At 72.6% G+C, this 22630-nt stretch carries 23 protein-coding genes and 4 tRNA genes; 26 read left to right on the top strand and 1 reads right to left on the bottom strand.

Annotation, left to right across the window (positions count from 1 at the left end; all coding sequences use genetic code 11):
* Positions 1-81 precede the first annotated feature (81 nt).
* Positions 82-163: transfer RNA gene (locus tag DQ240_RS03750), tRNA-Tyr, on the top strand.
* A gap of 47 nt (positions 164-210) precedes the next feature.
* Here the strand turns inward: DQ240_RS03750 and DQ240_RS03745 are convergent.
* Complete coding sequence (locus DQ240_RS03745; RefSeq protein WP_113838271.1) at positions 211-648, bottom strand: pilus assembly protein TadG-related protein; 438 nt, start codon at positions 646-648, stop codon at positions 211-213.
* A gap of 615 nt (positions 649-1263) precedes the next feature.
* Between DQ240_RS03745 and DQ240_RS03740 the strand changes: the two genes are divergently transcribed.
* From DQ240_RS03740 to DQ240_RS03620, 25 genes are all read left to right on the top strand, one after another.
* Positions 1264-3801: a bifunctional diguanylate cyclase/phosphodiesterase gene (locus tag DQ240_RS03740; protein ID WP_113838320.1), complete on the top strand. Its 2538-nt coding sequence runs from the start codon at positions 1264-1266 to the stop codon at positions 3799-3801.
* A gap of 68 nt (positions 3802-3869) precedes the next feature.
* Positions 3870-3942 (top strand) — tRNA-Thr (locus DQ240_RS03735).
* 57 nt (positions 3943-3999) lie between these two features.
* Positions 4000-4073: transfer RNA gene (locus DQ240_RS03730), tRNA-Met, on the top strand.
* Between the two features lie 106 nt (positions 4074-4179).
* Positions 4180-4344, top strand: a complete 165-nt coding sequence (gene rpmG / locus DQ240_RS03725; protein WP_029433493.1) for a 50S ribosomal protein L33 — start codon at positions 4180-4182, stop codon at positions 4342-4344.
* A gap of 36 nt (positions 4345-4380) precedes the next feature.
* On the top strand, positions 4381-4827 hold the full coding sequence (locus DQ240_RS03720) for a MaoC family dehydratase N-terminal domain-containing protein (RefSeq protein ID WP_113838270.1): 447 nt from the start codon (positions 4381-4383) through the stop codon (positions 4825-4827).
* Complete coding sequence (locus tag DQ240_RS03715; protein WP_113838269.1) at positions 4824-5252, top strand: MaoC family dehydratase; 429 nt, start codon at positions 4824-4826, stop codon at positions 5250-5252. Before DQ240_RS03720 ends, DQ240_RS03715 begins: the two co-directional genes overlap by 4 nt.
* 55 nt (positions 5253-5307) lie before the next feature.
* The gene (locus tag DQ240_RS23870; RefSeq protein ID WP_233498463.1) at positions 5308-5523 is read left to right on the top strand and encodes a hypothetical protein; all 216 of its coding nucleotides are present in this window, start codon (positions 5308-5310) and stop codon (positions 5521-5523) included.
* Positions 5524-5835: 312 nt separating this feature from the next.
* Positions 5836-5911: transfer RNA gene (locus tag DQ240_RS03705), tRNA-Trp, on the top strand.
* Positions 5912-5984: 73 nt separating this feature from the next.
* A complete protein-coding gene (secE, locus tag DQ240_RS03700; RefSeq protein WP_113838268.1) occupies positions 5985-6530 on the top strand; it encodes a preprotein translocase subunit SecE in 546 nt (181 codons plus the stop codon).
* 42 nt (positions 6531-6572) lie between these two features.
* Positions 6573-7448: a transcription termination/antitermination protein NusG gene (nusG, locus tag DQ240_RS03695; RefSeq protein WP_113838267.1), complete on the top strand. Its 876-nt coding sequence runs from the start codon at positions 6573-6575 to the stop codon at positions 7446-7448.
* 47 nt (positions 7449-7495) lie between these two features.
* Entirely contained in the window at positions 7496-7924 is a 429-nt protein-coding gene (gene rplK, locus DQ240_RS03690; RefSeq protein ID WP_113838266.1) for a 50S ribosomal protein L11, read from the top strand.
* Positions 7925-8084: 160 nt separating this feature from the next.
* The gene (rplA, locus tag DQ240_RS03685) at positions 8085-8804 is read left to right on the top strand and encodes a 50S ribosomal protein L1 (protein WP_113838265.1); all 720 of its coding nucleotides are present in this window, start codon (positions 8085-8087) and stop codon (positions 8802-8804) included.
* A gap of 328 nt (positions 8805-9132) precedes the next feature.
* On the top strand, positions 9133-9741 hold the full coding sequence (gene rplJ / locus DQ240_RS03680; protein ID WP_113838264.1) for a 50S ribosomal protein L10: 609 nt from the start codon (positions 9133-9135) through the stop codon (positions 9739-9741).
* 17 nt (positions 9742-9758) lie between these two features.
* The gene (rplL, locus tag DQ240_RS03675; RefSeq protein WP_113838263.1) at positions 9759-10151 is read left to right on the top strand and encodes a 50S ribosomal protein L7/L12; all 393 of its coding nucleotides are present in this window, start codon (positions 9759-9761) and stop codon (positions 10149-10151) included.
* A 318-nt stretch (positions 10152-10469) separates the two neighbouring features.
* Complete coding sequence (locus DQ240_RS03670; RefSeq protein WP_113838262.1) at positions 10470-11597, top strand: ABC transporter ATP-binding protein; 1128 nt, start codon at positions 10470-10472, stop codon at positions 11595-11597.
* Positions 11598-11626: 29 nt separating this feature from the next.
* Positions 11627-12409, top strand: coding sequence for an ABC transporter permease (locus DQ240_RS03665; RefSeq protein ID WP_113838319.1), 783 nt, complete (start codon positions 11627-11629; stop codon positions 12407-12409).
* Between the two features lie 77 nt (positions 12410-12486).
* A complete protein-coding gene (locus DQ240_RS03660) occupies positions 12487-13281 on the top strand; it encodes an ABC transporter permease (protein WP_113838318.1) in 795 nt (264 codons plus the stop codon).
* Positions 13282-13286: 5 nt separating this feature from the next.
* Positions 13287-14666, top strand: a complete 1380-nt coding sequence (locus DQ240_RS03655; protein WP_158548507.1) for an MCE family protein — start codon at positions 13287-13289, stop codon at positions 14664-14666.
* Positions 14663-15700: an MCE family protein gene (locus tag DQ240_RS03650; protein ID WP_113838261.1), complete on the top strand. Its 1038-nt coding sequence runs from the start codon at positions 14663-14665 to the stop codon at positions 15698-15700. Before DQ240_RS03655 ends, DQ240_RS03650 begins: the two co-directional genes overlap by 4 nt.
* Complete coding sequence (locus DQ240_RS03645; protein WP_113838316.1) at positions 15700-16731, top strand: MCE family protein; 1032 nt, start codon at positions 15700-15702, stop codon at positions 16729-16731. The genes DQ240_RS03650 and DQ240_RS03645 overlap by 1 nt, the downstream gene beginning before the upstream one ends.
* Positions 16732-16807: 76 nt before the next feature.
* Positions 16808-18064 carry an MCE family protein gene (locus tag DQ240_RS03640; RefSeq protein ID WP_113838260.1) on the top strand — a complete coding sequence of 419 codons (1257 nt, stop codon included), beginning with the start codon at positions 16808-16810 and terminating at the stop codon, positions 18062-18064.
* Complete coding sequence (locus tag DQ240_RS03635) at positions 18061-19314, top strand: MCE family protein (protein ID WP_233498461.1); 1254 nt, start codon at positions 18061-18063, stop codon at positions 19312-19314. The genes DQ240_RS03640 and DQ240_RS03635 overlap by 4 nt, the downstream gene beginning before the upstream one ends.
* A complete protein-coding gene (locus DQ240_RS03630; protein ID WP_158548505.1) occupies positions 19311-20585 on the top strand; it encodes an MCE family protein in 1275 nt (424 codons plus the stop codon). Before DQ240_RS03635 ends, DQ240_RS03630 begins: the two co-directional genes overlap by 4 nt.
* 61 nt (positions 20586-20646) lie before the next feature.
* Positions 20647-21402: a hypothetical protein gene (locus tag DQ240_RS03625; protein WP_113838258.1), complete on the top strand. Its 756-nt coding sequence runs from the start codon at positions 20647-20649 to the stop codon at positions 21400-21402.
* Entirely contained in the window at positions 21395-22237 is an 843-nt protein-coding gene (locus DQ240_RS03620; RefSeq protein WP_113838257.1) for a hypothetical protein, read from the top strand. Before DQ240_RS03625 ends, DQ240_RS03620 begins: the two co-directional genes overlap by 8 nt.
* Positions 22238-22630: the final 393 nt, after the last annotated feature.

Here is a 22630-nt window from a genome sequence, read left to right as displayed (position 1 = left end):
TCCTCCTGCGGCCCGGCGCTCCGCCGGGAGGACCCGGCGGACGGGCACGGCCCGTCTTGTACTCTTTCCCGGTACCACCACGGCGGGTTGCCCGAGTGGCCAATGGGAGCGGACTGTAAATCCGTCGGCTTAGCCTACGAAGGTTCGAATCCTTCACCCGCCACCGGTACGCCACGGCCCCCGACCACCAGGTCGGGGGCCGTTCGCCGTTCAGGGGACGGTCGGTGCTCGCGCGCTCGCCACCGCGGTGCGCTCCAGTGGCTCCCCGCCGAGGAACAGCCAGCCGAAGGCGATGTCGACGTGCCGGGTGCACGTCACCGTGACCTCGGGGCCGTCGGTCTCGGCGGACCAGGAGTCCAGCCCGGTGCCGCCCGCGGCCAGCGAGTCCGCGACCGCGGCCTGGGCGCCGGCCCGCGTCAGCGGCAGCACCCCCGCGTCGAGCCCCGAGCGGTAGACCGCCGCCTCGTCCGCGGCGTTGGCGGCGGCGAGGGCGGCGGCGTCGCAGACCGCCTGCACCGACCGCTGCTCGAGGAACGCGTCGGAGGCGGCCACCCCGCCCAGCGCCATCAGCGCCGCCACGAGCCAGCAGACGAGGACCAGGGGCAGCGACGAGCCCCGCTCGCCCGCCGACCCGACAGTCTCCCGCACGCCGCGCAGCGTAGGTCGCCGTCCACCGCCTGTGGATCCTGCTGGGGACGGGTGTGGACGGCCGAGCCGGCACCCCCGCCCGGCGTGGCGACCGCCTGTGGACGGTGCGCCAGGGCCCCAGGACCCTGCGGGTCACGCAGATGGGTGACGCATCAGCGAACTTTCCTGACACACCGTGACGACATCACGGTTCGTCACTCCGTCGTGATCGTCGGTGCTTGCCCCGATCGGGTGACGGGAAGCAATGTCCCGGGTGCGGTCCGTACCGACTGACGCTCTGTCCCCGCGCCCCGGGTGCCAGCCCGCATGGAAGAGAAGCAGTTCTTCATGCCTGAGGAGGCGTCATGAACGCACAGTCCGGTTCGTCCTCGTCCCGCGGAGCCTCGTGGTCGCGCGGGGCGTCGTGGTCCCGCGGCGCGTCCTGGTCGCGCGGCGCGTCCTGGTCCCGCGGCGCGTCCTGGTCCCGCTGACCGGCAGGACACCCTGACCCGAGGGGCGGGCGGTCGACCGACCGCCTGCCCCGTCGGGGTGAGTGCACCTCCGCGAACCGCGCTGCGGGGGGATGGGCGCTGTTAGCCTCGGCGCGCTCCTTCCCTCCTCACGAGTCGGGTGCCGGTGACCACTTCCGAGCCTGCGCACGCGCGCCTCGGGGCCCCCCTCCGACCGTGGACGATCGCCGCGGGGGGCTGCGCGCTCGCGCTGCTGTCCGCCGTCCTCGTCTTCCCCGCCGCGACGGGGCGGTTCCGGCTGCTGCCGTTCCTGCTGGTGACCGTGGCGTTCGCCGTCGCCGAGTCGGTCCTGCTCTACATCGAGTTCCGCCGGCAGACCCACCGCTGGTCGGTCAGCGAGCTGCCCCTCGCCGTGGCGCTCGTGCAGCTCGGCGGCCCCTGGGTGGCGCTCGCCCGGGCGATCGCCGTCGGGATCACGTTCCTGCGCCGGCCGTACTCACCGCCCAAGGCGGTCTACAACCTCGCGGTCACGGTCGTGGAGGTCGCGGCGGCCGTCGCCGTCCTCGACCTGCTGCCCTCCCGGCCACTGACCGACCCGGTCTCCTGGCTGGCGCTCGTGGCCGCCGTCATGGTCGCCGACGTCGTCGGCAACTCGATGGTGGTCGCCGCCATCGCGCTCAGCGGCGGCCGGCCGGGCCGGCACGTCTGGCAGGAGCTTCTGCTGCCGATCGCGGTGGTCGGCCCCTTCGCCGTCTCGGTCGCGCTGGTCGCGCTGCTGCTCGTGCCTCTCACCGCCTGGGCGGCGCTGCTGGTGCTCCCGGTCATGGCCGCGGTCGTGCTGCTCTTCCGCCGCTTCGCCGCGGTGTCGCAGGAGCGGCGCAGCGTGGAGCAGGTGTACGCCTTCGCCCGCCGGGTGGAGAGCCTCAGCCCCGACGACGAGGGCACCCGTGAGCTCGTCGTCGCCGTCCGGGAGCTGCTGAACGCCGAGCGGGTCGCGCTCTGGCTGCCGCCCTACCTGGACCAGGAGCCGAGGCTCGTGGTCGACGCCGAGGACGGCGTCGCCTGGTACGACGGGCCGGGGGACCCCGACGACCTCGTCCGCCGGCGCGCGGTCGACGCGCGGTCCTCGGGCGCGGTGTTGGTCTCCGCCGCCCGGACCGACGCCGCCGGGCTGGCCGCGCTCCAGCGGCGCGGGGCCCAGGAGGTCCTGGGGGCCCCGATCGCGACCGCCGCCGGCGAGCCGGGCTACCTGGAGATCTGCGACCGGCGCAACGACACGCTGAGCTTCGCCGACGACGAGCGGGCCGCCCTCGACTCCATGCTCACGCACGTCAACGCGGCCATCCGGCAGCAGCAGCTGCTCACCCAGATCCGCTACGACGCCGACCACGACCGCCTCACCGGGCTGCCCAACCGGCAGCGGCTGGTGACCGAGATCGACGAGCTGCTAACCGCCGATCCGGTGGGCACCCGCGCGGGGCTCATCCTCGCCTCGCTGGACAACCACACCGAGATCGTCGACACGCTCGGCCACGCCGCCAGCGACGAGCTGCTGCTGGTCACCGCCGGGCTGCTGCGCGAGCACGCCCCGCCCCGCGCCGTGCTGGCCCGGATGGAGGGCGAGCAGTTCGCCGTCCTGCTGCCCGGTCTGTCGCTGGCCGCCACCGAGCGCGCCGCCCGACGGCTGCGCGAGGCGACGTCGACCCGCGCCCGGGTGGCCGGCCTGGACCTCGAGGTCACGCTCACCATCGGCGTGGCCGCCGCGCCCGTGCACGGCACCGACTCCGGGACGCTGATGCAGCGTGCCGACGTCGCGCTGCTCGCCGCCGCGGCCGGCAAGGGCGTGGCCAGCTACCACCCCGTTCTCGACCAGCAGAGCCTGCGGCGGCTCCAGCTGGGCACCGAGCTCGAGCAGGCGATGGCCGAGGGGCAGATCAGCGTCGTCTTCCAGCCGATCATCGACGCCCGGACCTCCGACATCGTCTCGGTGGAGACCCTCGTCCGGTGGGCGCACCCCCGCTACGGCGCCGTGGCCCCGGACGAGTTCATCCACCTGGCCGAGCAGATCGGCCGGATCGGCCCGCTCACCGACCACGTCCTCGACCTGGCGCTGGCCCGCTGCCGCAAGTGGCTGGACCAGGACATCTCGCTGTCGGTGTCGGTCAACCTGTCCGCCCGCTGCCTGACCGAGCCCGACCTCGTCGACCGGGTCGCCCGCGCCCTGCGCCGGCACGGCGTCCCGGGGGAGCTGCTCACCCTGGAGCTCACCGAGGGCAGCGTGGTCGACGACTCGGTGCGCAGCAGCACGGTGCTCGCCGACCTGCACGCCCTGGGCCTGCGGCTGTCGATGGACGACTTCGGCACCGGCTACTCCTCGCTGTCGCAGCTGCGGCAGCTGCCGATCGACGAGGTCAAGATCGACAAGTCCTTCGTGCTCAGCATGTCCACCAGCCAGGGCGAGTCGTTCATCGCACGGTCGATCATCGAGCTGGCCCACAACCTGGGCCTGCGGGTGGTCGCCGAGGGCGTCGAGGACGAGCTCACCCGCAACGCGCTGGCCGACATGGGCTGCGACAAGCTGCAGGGCTTCCTGGTCAGCCGGCCGCTGCCCGACGACCGGCTGGAGAGCTGGCTCCTGGCCCGCGCCGGCGTGCGCGCCGCCGCCCCCGGGGCGACCCACCGCCGGTTGTTCGTCCGGGCCTGACGCGCCGACGACCCCCGTGCCGTCGGCCCGGTGGCGGTCGGGTAGAGTTCTCGACGGCTCCGGCCACCGCCCCTTTAGCTCAGTCGGCAGAGCGTCTCCATGGTAAGGAGAAGGTCTACGGTTCGATTCCGTAAAGGGGCTCGTAACAACACACGTGACCACCGGTCCTGTCGAGAGACCGGACCGCACGGTCATCCCGGCGGTGTAGCTCAGCCTGGTAGAGCAAGCGGCTCATAATCGCTGTGTCACCGGTTCAAGTCCGGTCACCGCTACTCACGACGGACCCCGCCCCGGGGTCCGTCCTCGTGTGATCGGCCGTCCGGCCGGTCGTGCGAACCCCGCCCGGGAGGGCGGTCCCGACAAGGCGAGGAGCGCCCCGTGGCAGCCACCGATGTCCGTCCGAAGATCACCCTGGCCTGCCAGGAGTGCAAGAACCGCAACTACATCACCCGCAAGAACCGGCGCAACGACCCCGACCGGCTCGAGCTGATGAAGTACTGCCCGCACGAGCGCAAGCACACGCTGCACCGCGAGACGCGCTGACGCGCTGACGCGAGCACTGCCGGGAGGGCGGGGAGCATGGCGCTGGACGCAGGACTGGTCGGGCGCAGCTACCCGCCCTCTGCCGTGTACGAGGTCGGCCGGGTGAAGATCGCCGAGTTCGCGGCCGCGCTGGGGTCCAGCGACCCGGTGCACCTCGACGTCGAGGCGGCGCGCGCCGCCGGGCACCCCGACGTCGTCGCGCCCCCGACCTTCGCGATCGCGCTCACCCTCTCCGCCGCCGGTGTCGTGGTGGCGGACCCCGACGTGGACCTCGACTACAGCCGCGTGGTGCACGGCGAGCAGCGGTTCGTCCACCACCGGCCGATCCGCGCCGGTGACCGCCTGGTCGCCACGCCGACCATCGAGGCGGTGCGCAGCATGGGCGGCAGCGACCTGCTGACCACCCGGGTCGACGTCACCACCGAGGACGGCGAGCCCGTCTGCTCGGCCACCTCCCTGCTCGTCGCCCGGGGGGAGGGGTGAGCGCCCGGGTCCGCGCGGCCGACGTCGCCGTCGGCACGGAGCTGCCCGAGCGCGTCTACCCCGTCACCCGCGCCGACCTCGTCCGGTACGCGGGCGCCTCCGGGGACCTCAACCCGATCCACTGGAGCGACCGTGTCGCGACGTCGGTCGGCCTCCCCGGCGTCATCGCGCACGGGATGCTCACCATGGGCCTGGCCGGTCGGGCGGTCAGCGACTGGGCCGGCGACCCGGCCGCCCTGGTCGAGTACCAGGTCCGCTTCGGCCGTCCCGTGGTCGTCCCCGACGACGACACCGGCGCCGAGGTCACCGTGCGCGGACGGGTGGCCGCGGTGCTGGACGAGGGGCGGGTCCGGGTGGACCTGACCGTGACCAGCGGCGGCGAGAAGGTGCTCTCCCTGGCCCGCGCGGTGGTCCGCCTCTCCTGAGCTACGCCGATCCGTCGCGGCGGAGACGCACGTGCGTCACCCGCGCGGACGGGTCGTGGGCGACGCACCGCCACCCGGTGGTGGGCAGCCCGTCGACGAAGAGCCGCTGGCCGGCGCCGAGCAGCACGGGGACGAGGGCCAGGCCGATCTCGTCCAGCAGGCCCGCCCGCAGTTACTGCTGCACCGTCGACGCGCCGCCGCCGAGCCGCCCCACGCGCCCGCGGTGTCGGCCGGCGCCGGATCGGCGGCGAAGATCCACTCGTGGAGCTGATCGCCGCCCACGCCGAGCGGCTCCTCCGGTGACTGGTGCGGTCCGGCCGCGTACCCGTCGAGGGAGAGGGAGAAGGCGTGCACCCGGAGTTCGCTCACGCCGTGGGGATCGGTCGGCGTCCGCGGACTCATCGGTTCCCCCGCGGGTGACGGGGAGCGGGCCGTTGGCCCGGGGCTCGGCCGGTCCCGTACACTCGACGTCCTGGGGTGATCGACCCCGCCACCGGCGTGCCCCGGATCCCCTCGGGGACTCGGTGCCCGCGCGAGGCGAGGCGCCCCCCGGGCCCAGCTCGGGACAGCCGTCCCGGGCACTAGGGGTGTAGCTCAATTGGCAGAGCAGCGGTCTCCAAAACCGCAGGCTGCAGGTTCAAGTCCTGTCACCCCTGCCAGCACGGACACCGGACCACCACACCGGCCGCGGCCCCGCGGTCGGGGCCACCACGACGACGGCAGCGAGGCGCAGTGAGCGACGAGAAGCGCGGACGCGAGGACGACCCCCGCTCCGGCTCCGACGCGACCGACGAGCAGCTCGACCGCAAGGCCCCCGGGGTCGACGACGCCGCCGAGCTCGAGGCCGCCGAGGACGCCGTCGCCGAGGAGGCCGAGGAGCAGGAGGACAAGGTCGTCCCCCGCTCCGCCCGTCGCCGCGGTGGCCGCATCACCGCCGGTGACGACGACGAGGACGACGACGAGCCGGTCGCCCGCCGCACGCCGCGTCCCGCCCGCGAGCGGTCCGCGTCCCGTCCGGCCGGCCGCACCGACGCCGGCTCCGGCACCCGCTCCCGGGCGGCCGCCGAGCGTGAGCGCGCCGCGGAGCAGCGTCAGCGGCGCAGTCTCCGGCGCTTCCTCCGCGAGGTCGTCGCCGAGCTCCGCAAGGTCATCTGGCCCGGGCGTCGCGAACTGATCACCTACACGACCGTCGTCATCGTCTTCGTGACCTTCATCGTCGCGCTGGTGGCCGGCCTGGACCTCCTCTTCGCGCAGGGCGTGCTCGCCGTCTTCGGCTGACCGACCCCGCCCGCCGCACACGACGCAAAGGAAGCAACCCCCGTGACCGACCCCCGCGAGCCCTTCGACACCGACAGCGCCGTCCCGGCCATCGACCTGGACGACGCCCGGGCCGACGAGTTCGGCAGCGTCGACCTCGAGACCGGTGCCGGGGAGACCGGCGCGGCCGAGGGCAGCAGCGACACCGTCGACCAGGACACCGCGACCGAGGTGGCCGACGTGGTGCCCGACGTCGAGAGCGGCGACCCCGACACCCTCGCCTCCGACCCGCTGGCGGCCCCCGCGGCGGAGCCGGAGGAGGACGCGGACCCGATCGAGGCGCTCCGGAACCGGCTGAAGAGCCAGTTCGGCGACTGGTACGTCATCCACTCCTACGCCGGCTACGAGAACAAGGTGAAGACCAACCTCGAGTCGCGGATCCAGTCGCTGGACATGGAGGACTACATCTTCCAGATCGAGGTGCCCACCGAGGAGGTCACCGAGATCAAGAACGGCAAGCGGACCCAGGTCAACCGGAAGAAGCTCCCCGGCTACCTGCTCGTGCGCATGGACCTCAACGACGAGTCCTGGGGCGCGGTGCGCAACACCCCCGGCGTCACCGGCTTCGTCGGCGCCACCTCGCGGCCCTCGCCGCTGTCGATCGACGAGGTCGTGACCCTGCTCGCGCCGCCGGCGACCCCGCAGGCCGCGAAGGTCGCCGAGCCGGGCGTGACCGGCGGGACCACCGCCGCCGCGCCGGTCGCCGTCGTCGACTTCGAGGTCGGCGAGTCGGTGACCGTCATGGACGGGCCGTTCGCCACCCTCCCGGCCACCATCAACGAGATCAACGCCGAGCAGCAGAAGCTGCAGGTGCTGGTCTCCATCTTCGGGCGCGAGACGCCCGTCGAGCTGTCGTTCACCCAGGTCAGCAAGATCTGACCCGGGTCCCCGGTACCTGACACACCCCAGAGAAGAAGAAGGAAGCCATGCCTCCCCGGAAGCGGTTGACCGCGGTCATCAAGCTCCAGATCAACGCCGGTGCGGCCACCCCCGCGCCGCCCGTGGGTCCGGCGCTCGGCCAGCACGGCGTCAACATCATGGAGTTCTGCAAGGCGTACAACGCCGCCACGGAGTCGCAGCGCGGCAACGTGATCCCGGTCGAGATCTCGGTCTTCGAGGACCGCTCGTTCACCTTCGTCACCAAGACCCCGCCGGCGGCGCGCATGCTGCTCAAGGCGGCCGGTGTCGAGAAGGGCTCGGGCGAGCCGCACAAGACCAAGGTCGCCACCGTGACGCGCGACCAGGTCCGCGAGATCGCGCAGACCAAGATGGCCGACCTCAACGCCAACGACCTCGACGAGGCCGAGAAGATCATCGCCGGCACCGCCCGGTCGATGGGCATCACCGTCCAGTAGTCGAAGGACCCCGTCCTCCTCACCACTCGCGAGCTCGCGGTGAGCCTCTGGACGGGGCCGATCCCGCCGTCGCCATCCGACGGCGGCAGCACCTGTGGGAGGGCCTCGCCAGGCCCGCACACCACACGACCCCGCCGATCGGCGGAGGAGAGGAACCACCATGGCGAAGCACGGCAAGAAGTACCGCGAGGCGGCCACCAAGGTCGACCGCGACAACCTGTACAGCCCCCTCCAGGCGGCCGGGCTGGCGAAGGAGACCTCGCCGACCAGCTACGACGCGACCGTCGAGGTCGCGATGCGGCTCGGCGTCGACCCGCGCAAGGCCGACCAGATGGTCCGCGGCACGGTGAACCTGCCGCACGGCACCGGCAAGACCGCCCGCGTCATCGTCTTCGCGACCGGTGACAAGGCCGCCGAGGCCGAGGCCGCCGGCGCCGACGTCGTCGGTTCCGACGATCTGATCGAGCGCATCCAGGGCGGCTTCCTGGACTTCGACGCCGCCATCGCGACGCCGGACCAGATGGCCAAGGTCGGCCGGATCGCCCGCATCCTCGGCCCCCGCGGCCTGATGCCGAACCCGAAGACCGGCACCGTGACCCCCGACGTCACCAAGGCCGTCAACGACATCAAGGGCGGGAAGATCAACTTCCGCGTCGACAAGCAGGCCAACCTGCACCTGGTCATCGGCAAGGCGTCGTTCGACGAGACCAAGCTGGTCGAGAACTACGCCGCCGCGCTGGACGAGGTGCTGCGCGCCAAGCCCGCCGCCGCCAAGGGCCGGTACCTGAAGAAGGTCACCATCTCCACCACCATGGGCCCCGGCATCCCGGTCGACCCGAACCGCACCCGCAACCTGACGGTGGACGAGCCCACCGCCTAGGCAGGCGCCCACGAGAGGCCCCGCCGCGCACTGCGCGGCGGGGCCTCTCGCGCGTCCGGCGCCGGCTCCCGCGACCCCCGGCCGGGAGCGGTACGGGCGCGTGTACCCTTGTCGATGTTCCCCCCACGACCGCTGGTCGTCGCACGTCCGCGTGCGATCGAAGGTCCCGGAGTCACCCGGGCGGCCCGCGCAGGAGGACGGTTCGATCGCGGGTGCTCTCCTGCCCGCCCTCGCCCCGTGCGCCTGCGCCGGGGCGTTCGTCGTCTCCGGGCCGGAGATCGTCGTCGTGCAGCGTCCTGTGGTCGCCCGACAGACGAGAGGAGGCCCCGTGCCCACGCAGGCCAAGGCCGCGGTGATCGACGAGATCACCGAGCGGTTCCAGAAGTCCAGCGCGGCAGTGCTCACCGAGTACCGCGGGCTCACCGTGGCGCAGCTGACCCAGCTGCGTCGTTCCCTCGGTGCGGGCAGCAGCTACGCCGTCGTCAAGAACACCCTGACGAAGCGGGCGGCGGACTCGGTCGGCCACACCGACCTGGGCCCGCTGCTGAACGGCCCGACCGCGATCGCCTTCATCGAGGGTGACGTCGTCGAGGCCGCCAAGGCCATCCGTGACTTCGCGCGCGCCAACCCGAACCTCGTGGTCAAGGGTGGCGTCGTCGAGGGCCGTACGGTCTCGCCCGCCGAGGTCACCGCCCTGGCCGACGTCGAGCCCCGCGAGGTGCTCCTGGCCAAGCTGGCCGGCGCGATGAAGGGCAACCTGACCAAGGCCGCCGGCCTGTTCCAGGCCCCGCTGTCGCAGGTCGCCCGCCTGGCCGCCGCGCTGCAGGAGAAGAAGGAGTCCGCCGACGACTCCGCCGCTCCTGCCGCCGACACCGCTGCTGCAGACACCACCCCCGACAACGCTGACGCCGCCGACGCCGCGGCCAGCACCGACTGACCCAGAAGGAGACGACCATGGCCAAGCTTTCCACCACGGAGCTGCTCGACGCGTTCAAGGAGATGACGCTGCTCGAGCTGTCCGACTTCGTGAAGCAGTTCGAGGAGACCTTCGAGGTCACCGCGGCTGCCCCCGTCGCCGTCGCGGCCGCCCCGGCCGCCGGTGGTGGCGGCGGTGCCGCCGAGGCCGCCCCCGAGCAGGACGAGTTCGACGTCATCCTCGAGAGCGCCGGCGACAAGAAGATCCAGGTCATCAAGGAGGTGCGCGGCCTGACCTCGCTCGGCCTCAAGGAGGCCAAGGACCTGGTCGACGGCGCGCCGAAGCCGGTCCTGGAGAAGGTCGCGAAGGACGCCGCCGAGAAGGCCAAGGCCGCCCTCGAGGGCGCCGGCGCCACCGTCACCGTCAAGTGACCCCTCCCCGGCGCCTCGTCGCCGGGTAGCACCACCGCAGTACCCACAGGGGCCGTCCTCCACCCGGAGGGCGGCCCCTGTCGCGTCTCCGCAGACCCGTGCGCGTGTCGCCCGATCGATTCGTGGGGCGACCCGCGCCACACGATTCCCGTGATGCACGTAACCTCTGGGCGTTCGGCGTCGTTACTCGCCAGTAGAAGCACGGAGGTCCCGTTCGGCGTGCACCGCACGCGGAGCGGGTGCACACTGCCGTGGCTCCACGGTGCGGACGGCGTGTCGGGGGCCGGCAGCGCAGCCGGTGAACAGAGGAGGGTCGACGTGGGCGTCGAGGTCCGTGTCGAGGGGCTGACGAAGTCGTTCGGCAGCCAGAACATCTGGAGCGATGTCACGCTCACCCTGCCGCCCGGCGAGATCTCCGTGCTGCTCGGGCCGTCCGGCACCGGCAAGTCGGTCTTCCTCAAGTCGCTGGTCGGTCTGCTCAAGCCCGAGCGCGGTTCGATCTTCATCAGCGACACCGACATCGTCCGGACCAGCGAGCACCGGCTGTACGAGGTGCGCAAGCTGTTCGGCGTCCTCTTCCAGGACGGCGCCCTCTTCGGGTCGATGAACCTCTTCGACAACATCGCCTTCCCGCTGCGCGAGCACACGAAGAAGAGCGAGTCCGACATCAAGCGGATCGTCCTCGAGAAGATGGACATGGTCGGTCTGCAGGGCGCCGAGGGGAAGCTCCCGGGGGAGATCTCCGGCGGTATGCGCAAGCGCGCCGGGCTGGCCCGGGCGCTGGTGCTGGACCCCGAGATCATCCTGTTCGACGAGCCGGACTCCGGTCTCGACCCGGTCCGCGTGGCCTACCTGAACCAGCTGATCGTCGACCTGAACGCGCAGATCGACGCCACCTTCCTCATCGTCACCCACGACATCGGCACCGCCCGCACCGTGCCGGACAACCTGGGTCTGCTCTTCCGCCGGCACCTGGCGATGTTCGGGCCGCGCGAGCAGCTGCTGACCAGCCAGGAGCCCGTCGTCCGGCAGTTCCTCAACGGCCGGCGCGAGGGTCCCATCGGCATGAGCGAGGAGAAGGACGTCGCCCAGGTCGAGGCCGAGATGGCGGCCCTCGAGGCGCGCGGCGGCGACCAGCACAACGGCGTGGGCCCCAAGGGCGCCAGCGGCGGGGACGCCGTCCCCCCGCAGCTGGAGCCGTCCCCCGGCCTGCCCGAGCGCAAGGCGCAGCGGCGCCGCCAGGAGCGGGTGGCGCGGATGCTGCACACCTTCGACGCCGACACCGCCGAGGCCATCCGCGCCTCCCTGCCCGAGGACCTCCTGGCCCAGGCCGACGCCGGCGTCTTCGAGCCCACCCCGGGTGCCGGGGGCCGGCACTGGGAGCCGGACGGGGTCCCCGCGGGGGCGCACACCGCGGTGCTGCCCACGTCGCGGTCCCGGTCGTGACGGCCACCGACAAGCCGAAGGCCCCCGGGCTGCTCGACGGCAAGCTCTCCCCGGTCCGCCCGCTGCGGGCCAGCGGCAACCTCTTCGCGTTCGCGCTCGACGTGGCGCGTGCCCTGCCCAAGCGCCCCTTCCAGTTCCGCGAGTTCGTGCAGCAGACGTGGTTCGTCGCGAGCGTGACGATCCTGCCGACCGCGCTCGTGGCGATCCCGTTCGGCGCCGTCATCGCCCTGCAACTGGGGTCGCTGACCCGCCAGCTCGGCGCCCAGTCGTTCACCGGCTCGGCGTCGGTGCTCGCCGTGCTGCGCGAGGCCAGCCCCATCGTCACCGCGCTGCTCATCGCCGGCGCCGGTGGTTCGGCGATCTGCGCCGACCTCGGGGCGCGGAAGATCCGCGACGAGATCGACGCCATGGAAGTGCTGGGCATCAGCCCGATCCAGCGGCTCGTCGTGCCCCGGGTGCTCGCCGCGATGCTCGTGGCGACCCTGCTCAACGGGCTGGTCAGCGTCGTCGGCGTGGCCGGCGGGTACTTCTTCAACGTCGTCCTCCAGGGCGGCACGCCGGGCGCCTACCTGGCCTCCTTCGGCGCACTGGCGCAGGTGGAGGACTTCTGGTCGGGCGAGGTGAAGGCCCTGATATTCGGGATGATCGCCGGCATCGTGGCGTCCTACAAGGGACTGAGAGCCGGCGGTGGGCCCAAGGGCGTCGGTGACGCGGTGAACCAGTCGGTGGTCATCACGTTCCTGCTGCTGTTCGCGGTCAACTTCGTCCTGACGGCGCTGTACTTCCAGCTCGTCCCGCCGAAGGGGGCGTGACGGTGGCGCTGCTCAACCCGGTCGACCGCCTCCGTGTCGGCGTCCGCAAGGCGGTCCGCACCGTCTACAAGCGGCCGATGGACACCCTCGAGGACCTCGGTGACCAGCTCGGCTTCTACGGCAAGGCGCTGGGCTGGACCCCGCGCACGCTGCGCCGCTACAAGAAGGAGGTCGCCCGGCTGCTGGCCGAGGTGACCTTCGGGACCGGTGCCCTCGCCGTCATCGGCGGCACCGTCGGCGTCATCGCCTTCCTCTCCTTCTTCACCGGCACCGAGGTCGGGCTGCAGGGCTACCAGGCGCTGGACCAGCTGGGCACCTCGGCGTTCACGGGCTTCCTCTCGGCGTACTTCAACACCCGGGAGATCGCCCCGCTGGTCGCCGGGCTGGCGCTGTCGGCGACGGTCGGGTGCGGCTTCACCGCGCAGATCGGCGCCATGCGGATCAACGAGGAGATCGACGCCCTCGAGGTCATGGGCGTGCCCTCGCTGCCGTTCCTGGTGACCACCCGCATCGTCGCCGGCTTCATCGCCGTCATCCCGCTGTACGTGATCGGCCTGCTGAGCAGTTACTTCGCCACCAGGACCATCACCACGCAGGCGTATGCGCAGTCCGCGGGCACCTACGACCACTACTTCAACCTGTTCCTGCCACCGCAGGACGTGCTCTGGTCCTTCGTCAAGGTGCTCGTCTTCGCCGTCGTGATCATCCTCAGCCACTGCTACTACGGGTACCGGGCCTCCGGCGGCCCGGCCGGTGTGGGCCTGGCCGTCGGCCGCGCCGTCCGTTTCTCGATCGTGGCCGTGATGGTCATCGACCTGTTCCTGTCGCTGGCCATCTGGGGCTCGACGACGACCGTCCGGATCGCGGGGTGAGTGGGGTGGCACGTGGAGCGGTCGTCCGCCGTCGCCTGCAGGGGCTGGCCTTCCTGGTCGTCCTGGCGCTGCTGCTCGGTCTGACGGTGGCGCTCTACAACAAGGCGTTCACCGACTTCGCCCGCGTCACGCTGGAGACCGACACCGCCGGCAACCAGCTGCAGGAGGCCTCCGACGTCAAGGTGCGCGGCATGATCGTCGGCGAGGTGCGCGACGTCGAGGCCAGCGCGGAGGGCGCGACGATCGAGCTCGCCATCCGGCCGCAGTACCTCGACCAGATCCCGGCCGACGTCTCCGCCCGGCTGCTGCCCAAGACGCTGTTCGGCGAGCGCTACGTCGCCCTGCAGCTGCCCGACCAGCCCGCGGAGGAGCGGCTGGCCGACGGCGACGTCATCGGCCAGGACCGGACGGAGAACGCGATCGAGCTCCAGCGGGTCATCGACGACCTGCTGCCGCTGCTGCAGGCCGTCGAGCCGCAGGACCTCAGCTACACGCTGGCCGCCGTCGCCGGCGCGCTGCGCGGCCGTGGCGAGTCGCTCGGCGAGAACCTGGCGAGCATCGGGGACTACGTCGAGGAGCTGAACACGGTCCTGCCCGACATCCAGCACGACATCTCCGCGCTCGCCGACTTCGCCGACACCTACGAGTCGGCCGCCGACGACCTGCTGGCCGTCCTGGACAACATCTCGATCACCGCGGACACCCTGGTGGACCAGTCCGAGCAGCTGCGCCGGACCTTCACGGTCGTCGACGCCTCCTCGACCACGGCGGCGGAGTTCCTCGAGCGCAACGAGGAGAACCTGATCTCGCTGGCCGCGTCGTCACGACCGGTGCTCGGGCTGTTCGCCGAGTACTCGCCCATCTACCCGTGCCTGCTCAACGGGCTCTCCCGGTTCAACCCGATGATCACCGAGGCCTTCGGCGGCGACGGCGACCCGGCGCTGAACCTGAACATCGTGGTGACGCTCCCGCCGCGGAACCCGTACCAGCCCGGTGACCAGCCCGCCTACCTCGACAGCTCCGGCCCGGACTGCCAGGGGCTGGAGGACATCGACGGCATCATCGCGGCGACCGAGCGGGGCGAGTACTACTGCCCCCAGCCGCCCGAGGACGGCGTGGACTCGGTGGACAACCCCTTCTCCGGCAACCCGCGCTGCCTGGGCGGCCGTGGCCCCGACGACGTGCCCCCGGACGCCAACGACCCGAACCCCGGTGGGACGGCGGGCAACCGGGTGCCCGGCCAGCTCACGGGATCGACCGCAGAACTGGACTTCGTCCGCAGCATGATCGGGTACCAGACCGGGACCGACCCCGACGACGTCACCGACCTGGCCGCCTCGGCCCTGACGCCGCTACTGCGGGGGAGCCAGGTGCTGATCCCGTGAAGTCGCTGGTCGCGCCGCTGACGAAGCTGGCCGTGTTCGCGCTGGTCACCATCCTGGCCAGCTACGTCCTGATCGCCACGATCACCAACGCCGGCTACGGCGAGCAGCTCGCCTACCGCGCCCAGTTCACCGACGTGGCCGGTCTCGTCGAGGGCGACGAGGTGCGCATCGCCGGTGTGCGGGTCGGCCAGGTGACCGACATCGGTCTGGCCGAGGGCCGGGAGACCCCGGTCGCGGAGGTCGGGCTGGAGGTCGACGCCGACGTCCCGCTGCCCAGCGGGGTGCAGGCCACCATCCGCTACCGGAACCTCGTCGGGCAGCGCTACATCGCGCTCAGCGAGGGCGACGGCTCCGGGGGGGACCGGCTGGACGAGGGCGACACCATCCCGCTCACGCAGACCAAGCCCGCGCTGGACCTGACCACCCTCTTCGGCGGCTTCCAGCCGCTGTTCCAGGCCCTGTCGCCGACGGACGTCAACCGGCTCTCCTACGAGATCATCCAGGTCTTCCAGGGCGAGGCCGGAACGGTGGAGAGCCTCCTGGGCCACGTCGGCTCGCTGTCGACGTCCCTGGCCGACCGCGACGCCGTCATCGGCAGCCTGATCGACAACCTGACGACCGTCATGGGCACCGTCGCCGCGCGCGACGAGCAGCTCTCCTCGCTGGTGATCAGCCTGCAGCAGTTCGTCACCGGGCTGGCCGACGACCGGACGGCGATCTTCGACTCCCTGCAGACCATCGACACCCTGGCCGCGACGACGACCGGCTTCCTGGAGCAGGCCCGGCCGCCGCTCGCCGCCGACATCCAGGCCCTCGGTGACCTCGCCGGCAACCTGGCCGACACGGGGGACATCGTGGAGGACTTCCTGCAGCTGGCACCCACGAAGATCGACCTGATCACCCGCACCGCGGTCAACGGGAGCTGGTTCAACTTCTACCTGTGCTCGGCGTCGGGCTACGCCGTCCTGCCCGGGCAGACCGAGGGCGAGGAGATCCCGCCCGGCGGGTTCTCCAGCGGCGCGGAGGGGTGCTGATGGCCCGCCACCCGAAGCCCTTCCGCGACCGGAACCCGGTCGTGATCGGCTCGATCAGCCTCGGCGTGATCGCCCTGCTGGTCCTGCTGGCGTTCAACGCCCAGTCCCTGCCGTTCATCGGCGGCGGCACGGTCTACTCCGCGCAGTTCTCCGAGGCGGCGGGGCTGCGCCCCGACGACCCGGTCCGCATCGCCGGCGTGAAGGTCGGCCAGGTGGAGGAGCTGCGCCTGGAGGACGGCGCGGTGACCGTGGAGTTCCGCGTGGAGGACGCCTTCGTCGGGGACCGGTCGCAGGCCGCGATCCGCATCGAGACCGTGCTGGGCGCCAAGTTCCTCGCGCTGGTCCCCCGGGGCAGCGAGGAGCTCGACCCCGACGACCGGATCCCGCTGGAGCGGACCGCCTCGCCCTACGACGTCGTCGAGGCGTTCGCCGACCTCTCCACCACCGTGGAGGAGATCGACACCGGGCAGCTGGCGTCGTCGTTCGAGGTGCTCGCCGACACCTTCGCCGAGACGCCGGACGAGGTGCAGGCCTCGCTCGAGGGCCTCGCCCGGCTGTCGGACACGATCGCCTCGCGCGACGCCGAGCTCGAGCGGCTGCTCTCGGCGACCCGTGACGTCTCCGCCGTCCTCGCCGACCGCAACGGCGAGTTCACCCGGCTGATCGTCGACTCCAACACGCTGCTGGAGGAGGTGCAGGCGCGGCGCCAGCTGATCGACTCGATCCTGACCAACACCCAGCTGCTCTCGGACCAGCTGGCCGGTCTGGTCGCCGACAACCGCGAGGCGCTGACCCCGGCCCTGCAGCAGCTGGCCACCGTGACCGACATCCTGTCCCGCAACCGGACCGCCCTGGGGGAGACCGTGGAGAACTTCGCCCCGTTCGTCCGCGTCTTCACCAACACGCTGGGCAGCGGCCGCTGGTTCGACAGCTTCGTGGAGAACCTGCTGCCCGGGGTGGTGGGCTCGATCGTCTGCGGCTCCACCACGCAGGTCCCCGGCGGCCTGGTCACCTGTGACGGTGGCTCATGAGCGAGCTCGCGAGCTCATGCGAGGGCAGGGCAGCGGTGCCGCGGACGCGGCCGACGAGCGCCGGCGAGGAGGACTCGTGAGCGGCTCGCTGCAGCGCGGGGTCGCGATCGCCGCCGCGCTGGTGCTGATCGGCGCGATCGGCTGGACCGTCCTGCGGCCTGCCGACCAGTACCGGGTCACCGCCTACTTCACCCAGGCCGTCGGGATCTACGAGGGCGGCGACGTGCGGATCCTCGGCATCGACGTCGGCGAGATCACCGAGGTCGTCCCGATGGGCGACCGCGTCAAGGTCGAGATGATGGTCGACGAGGGCTACGACATCCCGGCCGACGCCGACGCGGTCATCCTCGCGCCGTCGCTGGTCTCCGACCGGTACGTGCAGTTCGCCCCCGTCTACAGCGGCGGCGAGACGATGGCCGACGGCGCCGAGCTGGGCCTGGACCGCACCGCCACCCCGGTGGAGCTCGACGCGGTCTACGGCGCGCTGGACGAGCTCTCCGCGGCGCTGGGCCCCACCGGTGCCAACCAGAACGGCGCCCTGGACGACCTGCTCGAGGTCGGTGCGGCCAACCTCGACGGCAACGGCGAGGCGCTGAACCGGACCCTGACCGGGTTCTCCCAGGCGGTCGAGACGCTGGCGGAGAACCGGGACGACCTCTTCGGCTCCATCGACGAGCTGCAGACCTTCACCTCGGCGCTGGCGACGATCGACGCCCAGGTGGGCCAGTTCAACGACAACATGGCGGCGGTGGCCTCCCAGCTGGAGGCGGAGCGGGCCGACCTGGCGGCAGCGGTGCAGCTGCTCTCGAACGCCCTCGGGGAGATCGCGACCTTCGTGCAGACCAACACCGACCTGCTGACCACCAACGTCGACCGGCTGGCCGACGTCACGCTCACGCTGGTGCAGCAGCGGCAGGCGCTGGCCGAGATCCTCGACGTCGCCCCGGCGGCGCTGGGCAACGTGGCGCACGCCTACAACCCGGACTACGGGACCCTCGACACCCGCGACAACTCGCTCGGCTCGACCAGCCCGGAGGTCGTCGTGTGCCAGCTGCTCGGGACGGCGGGCCGGCTCAACGTCGCCGGCATCTCGCTCAACACCCTGGCCGACTTCCTCACGCTGCCGCCCACCGACCAGATCTGCCTGCGGCTGCTGTCCGGTGACCCCGGCAACGACGGGACCATCGACGACCTCAACGGCAACGGCAGGCCCGATCTCGAGGAGCTCCTCGAGTCGCTGTTCGGTGGGGCCGCCCCCGCCGGGCCGCGACCCGGTGCCCCCGCCGACGGCGGCGTCCTGGGCCTGCCGGTGCTCACCGGGAGCGCCCAGTGAGGGCCGGCGTGCGCCGCGCGGCCGCACTGGCGGCCGGCGTGCTGATGCTCAGCGGGTGCGGGTTCCGCGGCGCCTACTCGCTGTCCCTCCCCGGCGGTGCGGACCTGGGAGACGACCCGTACACCGTGCAGATCCAGTTCCTCGACGTCCTCGACCTCGTCCCGCAGGCCGGTGTCCGGGTCGCCGACGTGGCCGTGGGTCGGGTGGAGGACATCGAGCTGTCCGACGACTGGACGGCGCTGGTCACCGTCCAGGTGAACGGCGACGTCGACCTCCCGGCCAACGCCGTGGCGATGATCCAGCAGTCCTCCCTCCTCGGTGAGAAGTACGTCGAGCTCGCCGCGCCGGGCAACGAGGACCCGCAGGGGGAGCTGGAGGACGGCTCCCTGATCGAGCTCGACCGGACCAACCGCAACGTCGAGGTCGAGGAGCTGCTCGGCGCGCTGTCCCTCGTCCTCAACGGCGGCGGGCTCGCCCAGCTGCAGACCATCAGCCGCGAGCTCGGTGTCGCCCTGGAGGGTCGCGAGGAGGCGATCCGGAACACCCTCGACTCCCTCGACGTGCTGATCGGGGGCCTGGACCAGCAGCGCGAGGAGATCAACCGGGCGCTGGACAGCGTCAACGCGCTCGCCGGCACCCTCGCCGGTCGCACCGAGACGATCGAGACGGCGCTGGACAGCATCGGCCCCGGCCTGGACGTCGTGACCCAGCAGCGCGACCTCCTGGTCTCGATGCTCGACAGCCTCGCGCGACTGGGCGACGTCGGCACCCGCGTCATCAACGAGGCGGGGCAGAACACCGTCGAGGACCTCCGGCTGCTGCAGCCGATCCTCAGCCAGCTCGCCGCGGCCGGCCCGGACCTCGCCAACTCCCTGGACCTGCTGCTGACCTACCCCTTCCCGGCCAGCTCGGTCCAGGGCTGCCTCACCGGCGACCCGTGCCCGCTGAACCCGCGGTACGACGCCCGCACCGGCGGCTACGGCCTGTATACGAACATGACGGCCACCCTGGGCTTCGACCTGCGGGAGCTGCTCTGCCGCTACGTCGTCGACCCGGTGACCGGAGGCCTGGAGATCCTCGACCCGGCGGCGATCGCCGGCGGCGCCTGCGGCGTGCCCGGGACCTCGCCGGCCAACGGCGCCGGCGACACCGGCGGCGAGCAGACCGCCACCACGACCGGGGAGGGCCAGCCCGCCCCGGCGCCGTCCATCGCCGGCGACATCCCCGCGATCGTGGGAGGCACGCCGTGATCACCCGGAAGACGAAGCTCCAGCTGCTGGCGTTCGCCGTCGTCGCGCTGCTCGGCATCTCCTACGTCGGCTTCAACTACGTCGGCCTGGACCGGCTGCTGCTCGGCACCGGCTACGAGGTGGAGGCCGACTTCGTCGACTCCGGCGGCATCTTCGTCAACGCCGAGGTCACCTACCGGGGCGTCGCCGTCGGTCGGGTCAGCGACATGCAGCTGACCGAGGACGGCGTCCGCGTCACGCTCACCATCGACCCCGACGCCGAGGACATCCCGGCCGACACCGACGCCGTCGTCGCCACGCGCAGCGCGGTGGGGGAGCAGTACGTCGACCTGCGGCCCGCCGCCGACGACGGCCCGTACCTGCAGGACGGCGCGGTCATCCCGGTCGAGCGCACCGCGATCCCGATCCCGGTCGAGCAGCTGCTGCTCAACGTCGACGAGCTGGTCAACTCCGTCGACCCCGAGGACCTGCGGGTCGTCGTGGAGGAGCTCGGGAACGCCTTCGAGGGCGCCGGCGACGACCTCGCCCGGCTGATCGACAACGGCGACCTGCTCCTGGCGCGCGCCGAGGAGTCGCTGCCGCAGACGCTGGCCCTCATCACCGACGGCCGGACCGTGCTCGACACCCAGGTCGCCAGCCGCTCGGCCATCGAGCAGTGGGCCGACGACCTGCGCGGGGTCAGCGACACCCTCGTCGACATCGACCCGGACCTGCGCGGGCTGCTGGTCAGCGCGCCGGAGGCCGGCGACGCCCTGCAGCGGCTCCTCGACCGGGCCGGCCCCGGGCTGGGCTCGCTGGTCAACCACGTCGACATCCTCAACGGGGTGACCATCCCGCGGCTGACCGCGGTCGAGCAGCTGCTCGTCACCTACCCCGACGTCGTCTCCGGTGGCTTCACCGTGGTCCGGCGCGACGGCGACGAGATGCGGGCGCACTTCGGCTTCGTGCTCAACGCCGACGACCCGCGGGCCTGCACCAGCGGCTACGTCTCGACCGGCGCCGCGAACAGCCCGGACGACATCCTGCGCATCGACACCGAGTCGGTCCGCTGCGACGTGATCAACGGGGCCGACCCGAACCCGGGCGACGGCGTCGACGAGAGCGGCTCGACCCTGCGCGGCGAGCAGAACATCGGCCGCGACGGAGGGGTCGGCTCCCCGGGTCCCCAGGGGCAGATCGGCGGGCTGCCGCCGATCCTGGCCACCCTCGACGACGTGCTGTCGACCATCCTGGGCGGGTTGCCCTTCGCCGTCGGCGTGGGGGCACCGTGACGGTGCAGCGCCAGCCGCACCCCGACGACCGACCCGCCCGCCCGACCGAGAGGACCCATCCGTGAGCGACCCCGACCGGCCGCGCCCGAGCGCGCGCCGACGCGGGCCGGACGCGGCGACGCCCCCGGACGGGGACGCCGAGGCCGCCGGCGCCCGGACGACGGCCGTCGCCGACCACGGCGACGAGCCGGCCCTCGCGACCGGCGAGGAGACGCCGGCCGACGCTCCGGCCCGCCGGGCCCCCGAGCGCGACGAGGCCGACGCCGACCCCGTGGGCGACACGGACGCCGACGCCGACGACGCCCCGGTCCGCCGCCGCCGGCGGATCAGCGTCCCGCTCGCCCCGGCGCTGGGCGTGCTGCTGATCCTCCTGCTGGCGCTGAACGCCTACCTGCTCGCGCCGCGGCTCTTCGCCGAGGAGTCCTCGGTGCGCACGGGCACCTACGTCGACGTGCTCCAGGCCGCCCGCTCCAACGTCGTCGACCTGACGTCGTTCGACCACCTGACCATCGACGACGACATCGAGCAGGCCCGCCGGGTCACCACCGGCGAGCTCACCGAGGAGTCGGTGTCGGGGCTGGAGGAGGCGCGGCAGCAGATCGTCGACGCCCAGGCCGTCACCAGCTCCGAGGTGGTCGGTGCCGGCGTCACCCGCGCGACCGAGGACGAGGGCACGGTGGTGATGGTCATCGCGACCACCCGGCAGGCGGCCGGCGTCCCCGCCCAGGTGCGCCGCGACCGCATCGAGGTCGACCTGCGGCGCGAGGGCGACCGCTGGCTGCTGTCGGCGATCAGGGGGACCGGGTCCGATGACTGACCGCCCCGACGACCGTCCGCGGCCCACGCCGCGCCCCCGGCCCGGGGCGGCGCAGCGCCCGAGCCCCCGGCCCCGCGTCGCCGGCAGCCGGCGCGAGCGCGAGGACGTCTCCGGCGAGCGGCCGGCCGCGCCCCGGCCCGCCCCGCGGCCCCGCCCGGCCGCCGCCGACCCGGAGGACCGTCCCGCGCCCGCCACGGACCGCCCCGAGCCCTCCGGCGCCGGAGCGTCCGCCCGCCGGCAGCGGCCGGCCCGTGCGCGCTCCGCGACCGCCGCCGCTGACCGCACGGGAGCCGGCACCGGACCCCGGCGGCGGGTGTCGGTGGTCGCCGTCCTGGCGGTGCTCTGCGTCCTGGCCGCGGTCGCCGCCGCGCTCCTGGTCTGGCAGCGGCCGGACCGCACCCACGTGGACCCCGACATCTTCACGGCGGCGCAGGAGAACGTCGAGGCGGTCTACCGGTACGACTACGAGGACTCCGCGGGCAGCGTCGCCGGCCAGCTCGACGCGCTCACCGGGGACCTGCGCACCCAGTACGAGGCCGAGACGCAGGGCGCGCTCATCGACACGTACGAGCAGGTGTCGGCGACCATCCGCTACGACGTGCGCGACGTCGCGGTCCAGCAGGTGGACGACGAGCAGGACGAGGCCACGCTCGTGGTCTTCGGCCAACTGGTGGCGAAGTCGGTGAACACCGGCACCCAGCCCGCACCCGAGGGCAGCGAGTGCGTGGTCACCCCGGAGGGCGAGCAGTCCTGCGTGCGCACCGTGCAGATCCGCATGGTCCAGGTCGACGACGACTGGAAGATCAGCGAGCTGACGGTCCTCACCACAGGGTGAGGAAGCGCTCGCCGTACGGCGTGGCGGCGTGACGGACGGCCGCGGGCTGGCACCATGGCTCGCGGCAGTCCCGCTCCGCGCACTGGTCCTTCCCGGGTGTCGGTCGTCACGACCCCCGACGTGGACAGTGCCCCGGAGCAGGGGTAGGGTTCCCTGTTGCGCTGCCCCCTGACTGCATGCCCGCCGAGACGGGTCACTCGGGGTGCCCGGGAACCCGTCCCCAGGCCCCCTCCGGTGCTCCTCGGACAGGGCCTCTTCAGGCTCGGGTCAGCCCCGCCGAAACCGACGACGACCCAGGACGAAAAAGCACCGCCGACCGCCCGCACGTCGTGAGGTCCTTGGAAGGACGCATCTTGGCAGGCTCTCGCCCCACCAGCATCTCCGCAGGCACCA

This window comes from Blastococcus sp. TF02A-26, from assembly GCF_003319125.1.
Taxonomy (GTDB): Bacteria; Actinomycetota; Actinomycetes; order Mycobacteriales; family Geodermatophilaceae; genus Trujillonella.
The sequence above is the reverse complement of the archived record's forward strand: the minus strand, read 5'-3'. Positions and strand labels throughout refer to the sequence as shown.

What these genes read in the sequence shown, in the direction of transcription:
- rplK (WP_113838266.1), top strand. Translation starts at nt 7,496, where the DNA reads ATGCCTCCCCGGAAGCGGTTGACCGCGGTCATCAAGCTCCAGATCAAC.
- DQ240_RS03620 (WP_113838257.1), top strand. Translation starts at nt 21,395, where the DNA reads ATGACTGACCGCCCCGACGACCGTCCGCGGCCCACGCCGCGCCCCCGG.
- DQ240_RS03660 (WP_113838318.1), top strand. Translation starts at nt 12,487, where the DNA reads ATGGACACCCTCGAGGACCTCGGTGACCAGCTCGGCTTCTACGGCAAG.
- rplA (WP_113838265.1), top strand. Translation starts at nt 8,085, where the DNA reads ATGGCGAAGCACGGCAAGAAGTACCGCGAGGCGGCCACCAAGGTCGAC.
- DQ240_RS03720 (WP_113838270.1), top strand. Translation starts at nt 4,381, where the DNA reads ATGGCGCTGGACGCAGGACTGGTCGGGCGCAGCTACCCGCCCTCTGCC.
- rplL (WP_113838263.1), top strand. Translation starts at nt 9,759, where the DNA reads ATGGCCAAGCTTTCCACCACGGAGCTGCTCGACGCGTTCAAGGAGATG.
- DQ240_RS03645 (WP_113838316.1), top strand. Translation starts at nt 15,700, where the DNA reads ATGGCCCGCCACCCGAAGCCCTTCCGCGACCGGAACCCGGTCGTGATC.